The organism is Nonomuraea jabiensis (assembly GCF_014204795.1).
Lineage (GTDB): Bacteria > Actinomycetota > Actinomycetes > Streptosporangiales > Streptosporangiaceae > Nonomuraea > Nonomuraea jabiensis.
In genome coordinates this window covers 11,374,420-11,387,131 of record NZ_JACHMB010000001.1, presented here as the reverse complement: position 1 = coordinate 11,387,131, position 12,712 = coordinate 11,374,420, and the positions used below count along the sequence as shown (strand labels likewise).

Sequence of the window (12,712 nt, the reverse complement as noted above, 5' to 3'; positions counted from 1 at the left end):
GGTGGCGTGATGCTCAATCCGACCGTTTGGCTGCCGCTGTGTGCCGGACTGACCCTGCTGGGCCTGATACTCAGTTTCCTGGCCTTCAGGCGCCGGGGGGCGGCCTCGGGCATGCGGGCTGCGGCATGGGCGCTGCTGCCGGCGGCGGCCTACCTGACGGGTGCGCTGCAGACGTTGTGGACCATAGGCGCGACCATCGTGGGGTTCGTCACCGGCATGGTGTTCAATCCCTTCGTCTGGGCAGGGGTCGCCGTGGCGGGGCTGTCGGTGGTGCTGTTCGTCGCGTCGGGCGTCATGCGCGGCCGGAAACTGGCGAGCTTCAGGAAGAAGGCCCCTTCAGAGGCCCCCGCAGTTAAGCCCTCAGCGAACAAAGCCGCCCCCAAACCCCAGCAGCCCGCCGTCGCGCCCAAGCAGACCGCCAAGGCCGAGGACGATTTCTCCGACATCGAGGCGCTGCTCAAAAAGCGTGGCATCAGCTGAATCCACGGACGAATTCGGCTGTGTCACAGTTCCGAGACGTAACCGGGACGGCTCGTAGACATTCTCCTCAAGATCGATACGAATGAGTTTCTGGTCAATCACAGTTGAGCCACATAGAGCTCAGAGGGACTAGTCACACCAGCTCAGGCCATAGATTCTGCCTCCTGGGGCCGCGACACGCGGACCTCGATCGCATGGGCGCACTACCCTGACCGGGACCGCGCCGACACGGACGATGTCGTCTGGAATCCAGGGGGCTACTGGCATGACCGCACCGCTCGATGTTCCGGAATCGGCCATCGAAGCAGGGCCGGAGACCGTTCTTGAGGGAGCGGAGACCTCGGTCATCAGGGGACGTTCCCTCGGGCAGATCGCGTGGATGCGCCTCAAGCGCGACCGCATCGCGATGACCGGTGGCATCGTCATCCTCCTGCTCATCCTGGTCGCCGTCTTCGCTCCGCTGCTGGTGTCGTGGTTCGGGCACCCGCCGGGCGAGTGGCACCGGGAGAAGCTCGACCCCTCCATCGGCGCGCCGCTGGGCGCCTTCGGCGGCATCAGCAGCGACTTCCTGTTCGGCGTGGAGCCCGACTCGGGCCGCGACCTGTTCAGCCGCGTCCTGTACGGGGCCCGCATCTCGCTGCTGATCGCGTTCTTCGCGACCCTGCTGTGCGTGGTGCTCGGCACCGTCCTCGGGATGATCGCCGGCTTCTTCGGCGGCTGGGTCGACACCGTCATCAGCCGCCTCATGGACATCTTCCTGGCCTTCCCGCTGCTGGTGTTCGCGCTGGCGCTGGCCGGCGTCATCCCCGACAAGGCGTTCGGCATGTCGGGCGACACGCTGCGCATCAGCCTGCTGGTGTTCATCATCGGGTTCTTCAACTGGCCCTATATCGGGCGCATCATCCGAGGTCAGACGCTGTCCCTCCGCGAACGGGAGTTCGTCGACGCGTCCAGGAGCCTGGGCGCGCGCAACCACACCATCCTGTTCAAGGAGATCCTGCCCAACCTCCTGGCGCCGATCCTCGTCTACTCGACGCTGCTGATCCCCTCGAACATCCTGTTCGAGGCCGCGCTGTCGTTCCTCGGCGTGGGTGTGCGGCCGCCGACTCCCACGTGGGGAGGCATGTTGTCGGACGCCGTCCACAACTACCAGGTGGCGCCCAACTTCATGATCTTCCCCGGTCTCGCGATCTTCATCACCGTGCTGGCGTTCAACCTGCTCGGTGACGGCCTCAGGGACGCCTTCGACCCCAAGGCCCGATAGCCCTCGTGAGTTTTCAGCAAGTTCTCAACTCCTAGATACAAGGGGTGTGTCAGGTCGATGAAGACAAGATCAAAGGCGTCGGCAGTGGCGGTGACCGCCGCTCTCGCCGTGGTCGTCTCGGCGTGTGGCGGCGGTGGCGGTGCCAAGAGCACCAGCGGCACCGGCAGTGACGACAAGCCCGCGAGCCAGTACAACGCGGGCGTCACGCAGGTCGTCAACCCGTCGGAGAAGACCGGCGGCACCCTGCACATGGGCATGCCGGGCGACTTCGACTCCGTCGACCCGGGCGACCAGTACTACGGCTACGCGTGGAACTTCTCCCGCCTCTACACCCGCGCGCTGACCATGTTCAAGCCGGTGCCGGGCGAGGAGGGCCTGCAGCTCGTCGGCGACCTGGCCGAGGACCTGGGCAAGCCCAGCGACGGCGGCAAGACGTGGACGTACAAGCTGCGCAAGGGCATCAAGTTCGAGGACGGCACCCCGGTGACGTCGAAGGACGTCAAGTACGCCGTGGCCCGCTCGCTGGACAAGGACATCCTGCCCAGCGGCCCGACCTACTTCAACGACTGGCTCGACGTGCAGGGCTACACCGGCCCGTACAAGATGAAGGGCAAGCTCGACGACTTCAAGGCCGTCGAGACGCCCGACGAGTCCACCGTCGTCTTCCACCTGAAGAAGCCGTACGGCGGTTTCGACTACTTCGCCATGCTCCCGCAGACGGCCCCCGTGCCCGAGGCCAAGGACACCGGCTCGAAGTACAAGGAGCACCCGGTCTCGACCGGCCCCTACATGTTCAAGTCGCACGAGCTCACCAAGCGCATCGAGCTCGTGAAGAACCCCAACTGGGACCCGGCCACCGACCCCAACCGCAAGCAGCTCAACGACTCCATCGAGGTGCTGCTCGGCCAGAACGAGGACGACCTCGACCAGCGCCTGCTGTCCGGCAAGATCGACGTCAAGATCAACAGCACCGGCGTGGCGGCCAACGCCCGCAAGACGGTCCTGACCGACCCGAAGGTCAAGCAGTACGCCGACTCGGCCCCGATCGACCGGACCTGGTTCACCAACATCAACGGTGACGTCAAGCCGTTCGACAACATCCACTGCCGCAAGGCCGTGATGTACGCGGCCGACCGCTCCGCGATCCAGGGCGCCTACGGCGGCCCCGACGCCGGCGGCGACGTCGCGCTCAGCCTCATGCCGGCGAAGATGACCGGCTACCAGAAGATCGACCCGTACGGCGTCGAGGCCAACCCGACCGGCGACCTCACCAAGGCCAAGGAGGAGCTGGCGGCCTGTGGCCAGCCCAACGGCTTCAGCACCACCATCTCCTACCGCAACGAGCGCGCCGCCGAGAAGCTGACCGCCGAGTCGCTGCAGCAGTCGCTCGGCCGCGTCGGCATCAAGCTGGAGATCAAGGGCTACCCGCAGGGCGACTACTTCAAGCTGTACGCCGGCAAGCCCGACTTCGCCAAGAAGAACAACCTCGGCCTCATGGTCTACGGCTGGGGCGCCGACTACCCCGAGGGCTTCGGCTTCTTCCAGCAGATCGTCGACAGCCGTGTCATCCGCGACGCCGGTAACACCAACCTCAGCGTCAAGGACCCGAAGATCGACGAGCTCATCGACCAGGCGGCCGCGGAGACCGACGCCACCAAGCGCAACGCCATCTGGGCGCAGGTCGACAAGCAGGTCATGGACTCGGCGTTCATCCTGCCCTACGTCTGGGCGCACGGCCTGTTCTACCGGCCGCCGACGCTGAAGAACGTCTTCGTCAGCCAGAACTGGGGCATGTACGAGTACCTCACGCTGAGCACCCAGTAATCGGTCAGGCGGACCCCGCCGGACACGTACGTCGAAAGCAGGTGAAGGCTCCGGCGGCCGGGCTCACGAGGCCCGGCCGCCATGGCCGAGATCAGTGTTCACATACATTCTCAGACGGTTGATAGCGGCCGTCATGCTGCTCTTCGTGGTGAGCATCACGACGTTCGCCATCTTCTTCCTCGTGCCTCGGCTCGCTGGGATGTCCGCTGACGACCTCGCCTCTCGTTACGTCGGCAAGGCCGCCAACGAGCAGGTCATCCACGATACGGCGATCCGATTGGGGTTCTACGACCCGCTCCTGGTCCAGTACGGGCGGTTCGTAAAGGGCATCTTCGTCGGCGTGGAGCGCAACTACGGCCCCGGCGTCGAGCTGTGCCCGGCGCCCTGCCTCGGCTACTCGTACGTCACGCAGAACCCGGTCCTGCCCGACCTGCTCGACCGCATACCGATCACCCTGTCGCTGGCGCTCGGCGCGGCCGTGGTGTGGGTGTTCTTCGGCGTGGCCACCGGCGTGGTGTCCGCGCTGCGGCGCGGCAGCTTCTTCGACCGCATCTCCATGGGCGTCGCCCTGGCCGGCGTGTCGCTGCCCATCTTCTTCACCGGCATCGTCTCGCTGGCCATCTTCCGTGACCAGCTCGGCCTCGTCGGCGACGTCGCCGACTGGGTGCCGTTCAGCGAGGATCCGCTCACCTGGGCCAACAACCTGATGCTGCCCTGGATCACGCTCGCCTTCCTGTACGCCGCCGGCTACGCCCGGCTCACCAGGGCGGGCATGCTGGAGACCATGTCCGAGGACTACATACGCACGGCCAGAGCCAAGGGCCTGCCCGAGCGGGCCGTGGTGCTCAAACACGGGCTGAGAGCCACGCTCACCCCGGTGCTGACCATGTTCGGCCTGGACCTGGGCCTGCTGCTCGGCGGCGCGGTGCTGACCGAGAGCACGTTCTCGCTGCCCGGCATCGGCAAGTACGCCAGGGACGCCATCGAGCGCAACGACCTGCCCCAGGTGATGGGCGTCACCCTGGTGGCGGCCGCCTTCATCATCGTGGCCAACCTGATCGTCGACCTGCTCTACGCGGTCGTGGACCCGAGGGTGAGGCTGGCATGAGCGCGTTTCTGCAGGTCAAGGACCTCAAGATCCACTTCCCGACCGACGACGGCCTGGTCAAGTCCGTCGACGGGCTGACGTTCGACCTCGAACGCGGCAAGACGCTCGGCATCGTCGGCGAGTCCGGCTCCGGCAAGTCGGTCACCAGCCTCGGCATCCTCGGCCTGCACAAGGGCAAGGGCGCCAACATCTCCGGCGAGATCTGGCTCGACGGCGAGGAGCTCGTCGGCGCCTCCCAGGAGCACGTGCGCGGGCTGCGCGGCAAGAAGATGGCGATGATCTTCCAGGATCCGCTGTCGTCGATGCACCCGTTCTACACGGTCGGCGACCAGATCATCGAGGCGTACCGCATCCACAACAAGGTCACCAAGGCCGTGGCGAAGAAGCACGCCATCGACATGCTCGGCCGGGTCGGCATCCCCGAGCCGCAGCGCCGCGTCGACTCCTACCCGCACGAGTTCTCCGGCGGCATGCGCCAGCGCGCCATGATCGCCATGGCGCTGTCGTGCGACCCCGAGCTGCTCATCGCCGACGAGCCCACCACCGCGCTCGACGTGACCGTGCAGGCCCAGATCCTCGACCTCATGGTCGACCTGCAGCGCGAGTTCAACTCCGCGCTGATCATCATCACCCACGACCTGGGCGTGGTGGCCGAGCTGTCCGACGACATCCTGGTCATGTACGCGGGCAAGTGCATCGAGTACGGCAGCGCCGACGACATCTTCTACCGTCCCGAGCACCCCTACACATGGGGTCTACTGGGATCGATGCCCCGGCTCGACCGGGAGCCCACCGAACGGCTGCTGCCGATCAAGGGCTCCCCGCCGTCGCTGATCAACGTGCCGCCGGGCTGCGCCTTCCACCCCCGCTGCCCGTACGCGGAGCGGACCGGAGGCAAGGCCAAGTCCGAGGTCCCGGACCTGCTCCAGACCCAGGGCGGCCACCTGGTGCGCTGCCACATGGACCGGACGGAGCGGCGGGAGCTGTGGGAGAACGAGATCAAGCCACTGCTGGAGACCCAGTGACCGAGCCCAAGAACGAGCCGCTCCTTTCCGTACAGGGCCTGGAGAAGCACTTCCCCGTGACGAAGGGCCTGCTCAAGCGGCAGGTCGGCGCCGTCAAGGCGGTCGACGGGATCAGCTTCGACGTGTTCAAGGGCGAGACGCTCGGCCTGGTGGGGGAGTCCGGCTGCGGCAAGTCCACCACCGGCCGGCTGGTCACCCGGCTCCTCGAGCCCACCGCCGGCAAGGTGGTCTTCGAGGGCGAGGACATCACGCACATGGGGCAGGGCAAGCTGAGGCCGCTCCGCCGCGACATGCAGATGATCTTCCAGGACCCGTACTCGTCGCTCAACCCCCGCCACACGGTCGGCACCATCGTCGGCGCGCCGTTCCGCATCCAGGGCGTCAAGACCGAGCACGGCGTCAAGCGGGCCGTCCAGGACATCCTCGCCCTGGTCGGGCTCAACCCCGAGCACTACAACCGCTACCCGCACGAGTTCTCCGGCGGCCAGCGGCAGCGCATCGGCATCGCCCGCACCCTCGCGCTCAAGCCCAAGCTGATCATCGCCGACGAGCCGGTCTCCGCGCTCGACGTCTCCATCCAGGCCCAGGTCGTCAACCTGCTCGAAGACCTGCAGAACGAGCTGGACCTCACCTACGTCGTGATCGCCCACGACCTGTCGGTGGTGCGCCACATCAGCGACCGGGTGGCCGTCATGTACCTGGGCAAGATCGTGGAGATCGGCGACCGCAAGCAGCTCTACAGCACGCCGATGCACCCGTACACCAACGCCCTGATGTCGGCCGTGCCCGTGCCCGACCCCAAGGCGCGCAAGGAGCGCGAGCGCATCCGGCTGGCCGGCGACGTGCCCAGCCCGCTCAACCCGCCGCCCGCCTGCCGCTTCCACACCCGCTGCTGGAAGGCGCAGGAGATCTGCAAGACGGTCGAGCCGCCCCTGGAGGAGCTGGCCAGCGGCCACCGCGTCGCCTGCCACTTCCCGGAGAACGCCCCCGCCGCGGCCGAGGCCGCCCCCGCCGCCGCGTCCTGACCGTGTCCTGAGACGGGGGGCGCGCCCGCCCGGGCGCGCCCCCCGTCTCAGGAGTACGTGCCCGGCGTGATCAGCCCCGTCTCGTAGGCCAGCACCACGGCCTGCACGCGGTCGCGCAGCCCCAGCTTGGTCAGCACGTTGCCGACGTGGGTCTTGACCGTCGTCTCGCTCACCACGAGCTTGGCCGCGATCTCCGCGTTGGACATTCCCTTGGCGATCAGCCGCAGCACCTCCAGCTCCCGCTCCGTCAGCCGGTCCAGCCGGGCCGGAGCGGGCTGCTCGTACGCCGACGGCAGCCGCTTGGCGAACCTGTCGAGCAGCCGCCGCGTCACGCTCGGCGCCACGATCGCGTCGCCCGCCGCCACCACCCGGATCGCCTGCACCAGCTCGTCGGGCGGCACGTCCTTCAGCAGGAACCCGGACGCGCCCGAGCGCAACGCCTCCACGATGTACTCGTCCAGGTCGAACGTGGTCAGCACCAGCACCTTCGGCACGTGCGCCGTCGGGGCCGCCTCCCGCACGATCCTGCGGGTCGCCTCGATGCCGTCGACGCCCGGCATGCGGATGTCCATCAGCACCACGTCGGGCAGCAGCGCCCGCGTCTGCTCCATGGCGTCCTTGCCGTCACCCGCCTGCCCCACCACCGTGATGTCGGACTCGGCCTCCAGAATCAGGCGGAATCCCGTACGCAGCAGCGGCTGGTCGTCCACCAGCAGCACTCTGATCGTCATTGGCCGTCCTTCAACGGGAACCTCGCCCGCACTTCGAAACCGCCCCCCGGTAGCGGACCGATGTTGAGGATTCCACCATAGAGTGCGACCCGTTCGCGAATGCCCACCAAACCGTGCCCTGGCCGCGCGGACACCCCGGCCGCGCCCAGCCCGTCGTCCTGCACCCGTACGTCCAGCTCACGGGGGTCGTGGCGGACGGTCACCACGGCCTTGGCCCCCGCCCCGGCGTGCCGCAGGCTGTTCGTCAGCCCCTCCTGGGCCAGCCGGTAGGCGGCCAGGTCGACCCCGGCGGGCAGCGGCCGCGGCTCGCCCTCCACGATCAGCCGGGTCGCCAGCCCCGCCTCCCGCATCTGCTCCACCAGCACCGGCAGATCCTGCACGCCGGGCTGCGGGCCCAGCTCGGCGCGGGCGTCGGTACGCAGGACGCCGACGATGCTGCGCATCTCCGCCATCGCCATCCGGCCGGTGTGCTCGATCGCCGACAGCGCCTCGCGCGCCAGGTCGGGATCGGAGGCCAGCACCCTGCGCGCCGCGGCCGCCTGCACGGTCATCACGCTGACGTGGTGGGCCACCACGTCGTGCAGCTCGCGGGCGATCCGCGAACGCTCCTCGGCGCGGGCCGCCCTCGTGTCGGCCGCGCGCGCCCGCTCCAGCCGCTCCGCCCGGTCCTTGAGCTCGTCCAGGTACGCCCGCCGCAGCCGCAGGCTCCGCCCCGCGCCCCACACCGCCACCAGCACCACGGCCACCACGACGTGCTCGCTCCAGCTCGTCGCCCTGACCGGGCCCGCCAGGGCGCCCAGCACGTACGTCACCATCGAGATCAGCAGCCCCGCCAGCGCCATCGCCAGCCCGCGGTAGGAGGCCACCGAGTACAGCAGCACCAGCCCGGCCAGCCCCGAGACCCCGGTCCCGTAGCCGAGCACGCTCAGCAGCGTCTCGGGCACCAGCTCGGCGCACATCGCCGCCAGCGGCCACCGCCTGCGCGCCGCCACGGGCACGCACGCCAGCACCACCAGGAGCCCGCCCAGCGGGTCGGGGGCGCGCATGCCGTCCACCGCCAGACCCTGCGCCTGCAGGCGGTCGGGGCCGTAGAGCACGAACATCGCCACCGACGCCGCGGCCACCACCCCGGCGAGCACCGCGTCGTGGAACGTGGTCCGGTCTATGCGCACCGCTTCACTGTAGGCCCAGGTGAAAGCCCGTAACCTCCTCCCTCGGGAGGATTGCCACCCATCCGCCCTCAAACCCCCGCGCGCAGGTGCCGGGTGGGGTGGCGGGGTGGGTCAGAGTTCGTCGGTGGCGGCGCGGCGGTGGGTGCGGGTGGTGTCGCCCGGCTGGCGGGCGGGGATCGGCGGGGGTGTGCCGCCGAACTCCGGGCACAGGGCCTGGTGGTCGCACCAGTCGCACAGGCGGCTGCGGCGGGCACGCCACTCGCCCGACTCCAGCGACCGCTCGATCGCCGTCCACAGCGCCATCACCTTGCGCTCGGTGGCCAGCAGGTCGGCCTCGTCCGGGGCGTAGCGCAGCACCTCGCCCTGCCCGCCCAGGTAGACCAATTGCAGCAGCCGAGGCACCTGGCCGCGCAGCCGCCACAGCACCAGGGCGTAGAACTTCATCTGGAACAGCGCCTTGGCCTCGAAGTCGGGGCCCGGCGCGCTGCCGGTCTTGTAGTCGACCACCCGGACCTCGCCGGTCGGCGCCACGTCGAGCCGGTCGACGTAGCCGCGCAGCATGAGCCCCCCGTCGAGGACCGCCTCCACGTAGAGCTCGCGCTCGGCGGGCTCCAGCCGCGTCGGGTCCTCCAGCGTGAAGTAGCGCTCCAGCATGCCGCGCGCCTGCACCAGCCACTCGGCCTGCTCGGCCTCGTCGGCGAACATCTGCGCGTATTGCGGGTCCTCGTCCAGCAGCCGCTGCCACTGTGGCTCCAGGAGCTCCAGCGCCGCCTGGACCGAACGCCGCGGCGCCGGGAGGTCGTAGAGCCGCTCCAGGACCGCGTGCACCACCGTGCCCCGCACCGCCGCCTGCGAAGGCTTCTCGGGGAGCTGGTCGATCACCCGGAAGCGGTAGAGCAGCGGACAGGTCATGAAATCGCCCGCCCGGGACGGGGAGAGAGCTCCGATGATCACCGGTTCGGTCAACGTCATGCACCGCACTCTAGGTCAAGACCCCGACAGAATAGCCTTCGCGCCACGATGATCACCGATCCGGCGCGTAGCATCAAGGCAGCAACAGCACGTAATGGACGTATCAAGGAGTGCAGTGAGCGAGCAGAGCCCGCGGCGGGAGTTCTCCGGTCTTCGGATGGGGAAGCCGTTCGGCATTCCGGTGTACGTCTCGTGGACATGGTTCATCGTGGCGGCCTTCATCACCTGGGCGTTCGAGCGCCAGGTGAGCCAGATGCTGCCCGAGCTCGACAGGACGGCCGCCTACGCGGTCGCGTTCGTGTTCGCGGTGCTGCTGTACGTGTCGGTGCTGCTGCACGAGCTGGCCCACAGCGTGCTGGCCAAGTTCTACGGCCTGCCGGTGCGCAGGATCACCCTCTACCTGCTCGGCGGCGTGTCGGAGATCGAGAAGGAGCCGCCCACGCCGGCCAAGGAGTTCCTGGTCGCCGCGGCGGGGCCGGCGCTGTCGCTGGGCCTGGCCGGGCTCGGCCTGGCCGCCGACGTCTACGTGATCAACGGCGGCGGCATCCCCGAGGTGCTCATCTGGCAGCTGTGGATGGCCAACCTCATCGTCGGCGTGTTCAACCTGCTGCCCGGCCTGCCCCTGGACGGCGGCCGGATGCTGCGCGCCGGCGTCTGGCAGCTGACCAAGAACCCCAGCTCCGGCACCATCGTCGCGGCCTGGGGCGGCCGCGTGCTGGCCGTGCTGCTCGTCGTGTTCTCGATCGCCACGACCCTGCAGGGCGGCCAGGACATCGACACGATGGAACTGCTGTGGCCGTTCGTGCTGGCGTCGTTCATCTGGCTCGGCGCGAGCCAGTCGCTGCGCGTGGCCAAGATCCGCGCCAGGATCCCGCAGGTCAACGCCCGCGCGCTGGCGCGCAGGGCGATCCCGGTGACCGCCGAGACGCCGCTGTCGGAGGCGCTGCGGCAGGCCGCCGAGCGCAACGCGGGCGCCCTCGTCGTGGTCGGCCACGAAGGCCGGCCCCTGGCGATCGTGAACGAGGCCGCCGTCCAGGCCACCCCCGAGCACCGCCGCCCCTGGGTGAGCGCCGGCTCGGTCGCCAAGTCCCTGGAGCCCACCATGGTGCTCGCGGCCGACCTGACCGGAGAGCCGCTCATCGACGCCATGCGCGAGGCCCCGGGCAGCGAGTATCTCCTGGTGGAACGGGGCGGCGAGATCTACGGGGTGCTCGCCACGGCCGATGTTAACCGGGTTTTCACGGGCGTCTGATTTGTCCCACTCGTTTAAGCGGCGGGCCATGGATAGGGTCGTGTCCAGCAGTTTCGGGCGGCCGGAGCCGACTGCGGCCGGTTACTGCGATGTGACGACTGGCCGATAGTGTTCTGTTTGGCCAAACTTGCACAGTTAAGGGGTTTGTTGCGGTCCACCGGTTCACCGAATCGAGACGACGTGGCCGCGGCACGGCCCCTTCGTCTGGGTATGCGTATGGCTGGTGGCCAGCACGGCAGTGCGGGTGCCGTAATTTCGCCGGCTTCCGGGGAGGAGAAACGAGTGACCGAGCGCAGCGAGGGCACCGATGAGCAGCGCAGCGCCGTCGTCATGAGGGAGGACGCATGACTGGCCAGGGCTTCGGAGTGGTGCGTCCGCTTCCCGGTAACGGGCTGGTCGCCTACGCGGGCGGGCTGCTGCTGGTGTGCGACGCCGGCGAGGCCGCCGCCGACGACCTGCTCGACGCGCTGCGCGAGACGGCCGCGTCCGGCGGCGACGGCAGGGCGCTGGCCCGCCGCGCCGCTCAGGTGCTCGCGGCCAACATGGCGGGCGACCCGGCCACCTGCGCCGTCGCCGGCCGGGTCGGAGAAGGCGTGGCCGTCCTGGTCAGCGGCTCGGCCGCGGCCACCATCGGCACCCCGGGCGGTGAGACGCGCCTGGCCGGCAGCGACTCGCTGACGTGGGCCGACCGGCTCGTCACCGGGCCCGTCGAGCGGGTCGAGCTGAGCCTGCCCGGCGCCGGCACCCCGCACCCCGCGGTCCGCTTCGACGGCGGCGTGGTGCACGGCGGCGGCCTCGTGGGCGACCTCACCGAGCAGTCCTCGGCACTCGCCCCGTCCAGGCCGCTCACCAGCGAGATGCCCGCCACGGCCATCCATCTCGAGGCCGACCTGGTCCAGCAGCCGCCCGCGCCGGTGGAACGGCCGCCGTACCCGCTGGCCGACCAGCCGCCGGTCGTGCCGGGGCCGCCGTCGGGCCCGCAGCCCGCGCCGGTGGCGGAGCAGCCGTCATACCTTTCGTCCCAGGACCAGCCACCGTACGGCCCGTCCCAGGATCAGTCGCCGTACGGTCCGCCCCAGGACCAGCCGCCCTACGGGCAGCCTCAGGACCAGCCGCCCTACCACACGCCGCAGGAGCAGCCGGCCCCCTTCTTCCAGCCGCCGCAGGAGCAGCCGCAGTCGCTGCCCGAGCAGCAGCAGTTCCCCTCCTACGACGAGCCGCCCCCCGGCAACGGCGTGGCCGACCAGCCGATGCCGCAGCACCTGGGCCCGTCCGACCACTTCGACCAGCCCGCGCCGCCCCTGCTCGGCCCGCCCGACCACTTCGACCACCCGGGCCAGCCGCCGCAGGAGCAGCAGCAGGACCACGGCGACCGGCCCCTGGTCTACGGCGTCGACTGCAAGAACGACCACTTCAACGACCCCCGCTCGCCCTACTGCGCGGTGTGCGGCATCGCGCTGGTGCAGCGCACCCTCGTCCCCTACAAGGGGCCGCGCCCGTCGCTCGGGGTGCTCATCCTCGACGACGGTACCGCGCTGCCGCTGGAGAGCGACTACCTGCTGGGCCGCGACCCCGAGCGGGCGCCCGAGGTGGCCGGCGGCACCGCCAGGCCCGCCAAGGTGACCAGTCCGGACGGCTCGGTGTCGCGCCGCCACCTGCGGGTGGCGCTCGACGGGTGGGATGTCAACCTGGTCGACCTGGGCTCGGTCAACGGCACCCAGATCCAGCCGCCCGGTGACCCCAACTTCTACGACATCCCGCCGAACGAGCCGGTCACCATCGCCCCCGGGACGACGGTCCGGGTCGGCGTCTCGCGCACGCTCCGCTTCGAGGCGCACCGGGGATAACCCGGCCGCCGG

General features: G+C 69.6%; 11 protein-coding genes. 8 read left to right on the top strand and 3 right to left on the bottom strand.

All coding sequences use genetic code 11. The features are described from left to right. Positions 1-9: 9 nt before the first annotated feature. The 6 genes from HD596_RS52055 to HD596_RS52030 all read left to right on the top strand — a co-directional run bounded on the left by HD596_RS52055 (position 10) and on the right by HD596_RS52030 (position 6,726). Positions 10-480: a cellulose synthase gene (locus HD596_RS52055; RefSeq protein ID WP_185076863.1), complete on the top strand. Its 471-nt coding sequence runs from the start codon at positions 10-12 to the stop codon at positions 478-480. Between the two features lie 265 nt (positions 481-745). Beyond that, the gene (locus tag HD596_RS52050) at positions 746-1,744 is read left to right on the top strand and encodes an ABC transporter permease (protein ID WP_185076862.1); all 999 of its coding nucleotides are present in this window, start codon (positions 746-748) and stop codon (positions 1,742-1,744) included. A 57-nt stretch (positions 1,745-1,801) separates the two neighbouring features. Then, entirely contained in the window at positions 1,802-3,568 is a 1,767-nt protein-coding gene (locus HD596_RS52045) for an ABC transporter substrate-binding protein (RefSeq protein WP_185076861.1), read from the top strand. Between the two features lie 94 nt (positions 3,569-3,662). Further along, entirely contained in the window at positions 3,663-4,676 is a 1,014-nt protein-coding gene (locus HD596_RS52040; protein ID WP_185076860.1) for an ABC transporter permease, read from the top strand. After that, entirely contained in the window at positions 4,673-5,701 is a 1,029-nt protein-coding gene (locus HD596_RS52035) for an ABC transporter ATP-binding protein (RefSeq protein WP_185076859.1), read from the top strand. The genes HD596_RS52040 and HD596_RS52035 overlap by 4 nt, the downstream gene beginning before the upstream one ends. Next, positions 5,698-6,726: an ABC transporter ATP-binding protein gene (locus HD596_RS52030; protein ID WP_185076858.1), complete on the top strand. Its 1,029-nt coding sequence runs from the start codon at positions 5,698-5,700 to the stop codon at positions 6,724-6,726. Before HD596_RS52035 ends, HD596_RS52030 begins: the two co-directional genes overlap by 4 nt. 47 nt (positions 6,727-6,773) lie before the next feature. Here the strand turns inward: HD596_RS52030 and HD596_RS52025 are convergent, their stop codons facing one another. The 3 genes from HD596_RS52025 to HD596_RS52015 all read right to left on the bottom strand — a co-directional run bounded on the left by HD596_RS52025 (position 6,774) and on the right by HD596_RS52015 (position 9,601). Next, complete coding sequence (locus HD596_RS52025) at positions 6,774-7,457, bottom strand: response regulator (protein WP_185076857.1); 684 nt, start codon at positions 7,455-7,457, stop codon at positions 6,774-6,776. After that, complete coding sequence (locus HD596_RS63185; RefSeq protein WP_185076856.1) at positions 7,454-8,629, bottom strand: sensor histidine kinase; 1,176 nt, start codon at positions 8,627-8,629, stop codon at positions 7,454-7,456. Before HD596_RS63185 ends, HD596_RS52025 begins: the two co-directional genes overlap by 4 nt. Positions 8,630-8,740: 111 nt before the next feature. Then, on the bottom strand, positions 8,741-9,601 hold the full coding sequence (locus HD596_RS52015; protein WP_185076855.1) for a RecB family exonuclease: 861 nt from the start codon (positions 9,599-9,601) through the stop codon (positions 8,741-8,743). A 115-nt stretch (positions 9,602-9,716) separates the two neighbouring features. Here HD596_RS52015 and HD596_RS52010 point away from each other — a divergent pair, with 115 nt between their 5' ends. Next, positions 9,717-10,853 (top strand): site-2 protease family protein, encoded by a 1,137-nt coding sequence (locus HD596_RS52010; RefSeq protein ID WP_313046822.1) that lies wholly within the window; start codon positions 9,717-9,719, stop codon positions 10,851-10,853. A 344-nt stretch (positions 10,854-11,197) separates the two neighbouring features. Further along, on the top strand, positions 11,198-12,700 hold the full coding sequence (locus HD596_RS52005; RefSeq protein WP_185076854.1) for an FHA domain-containing protein: 1,503 nt from the start codon (positions 11,198-11,200) through the stop codon (positions 12,698-12,700). The last annotated feature ends 12 nt before the right edge of the window (positions 12,701-12,712 follow it).

Coding starts and splice junctions, on each gene's coding strand:
- HD596_RS52055 (WP_185076863.1), top strand. CDS start 10: ATGCTCAATCCGACCGTTTGGCTGCCGCTGTGTGCCGGACTGACCCTG.
- HD596_RS52035 (WP_185076859.1), top strand. CDS start 4,673: ATGAGCGCGTTTCTGCAGGTCAAGGACCTCAAGATCCACTTCCCGACC.
- HD596_RS52025 (WP_185076857.1), bottom strand. CDS start 7,457: ATGACGATCAGAGTGCTGCTGGTGGACGACCAGCCGCTGCTGCGTACG.
- HD596_RS52045 (WP_185076861.1), top strand. CDS start 1,802: ATGAAGACAAGATCAAAGGCGTCGGCAGTGGCGGTGACCGCCGCTCTC.
- HD596_RS52050 (WP_185076862.1), top strand. CDS start 746: ATGACCGCACCGCTCGATGTTCCGGAATCGGCCATCGAAGCAGGGCCG.
- HD596_RS52005 (WP_185076854.1), top strand. CDS start 11,198: ATGACTGGCCAGGGCTTCGGAGTGGTGCGTCCGCTTCCCGGTAACGGG.
- HD596_RS52015 (WP_185076855.1), bottom strand. CDS start 9,601: ATGACGTTGACCGAACCGGTGATCATCGGAGCTCTCTCCCCGTCCCGG.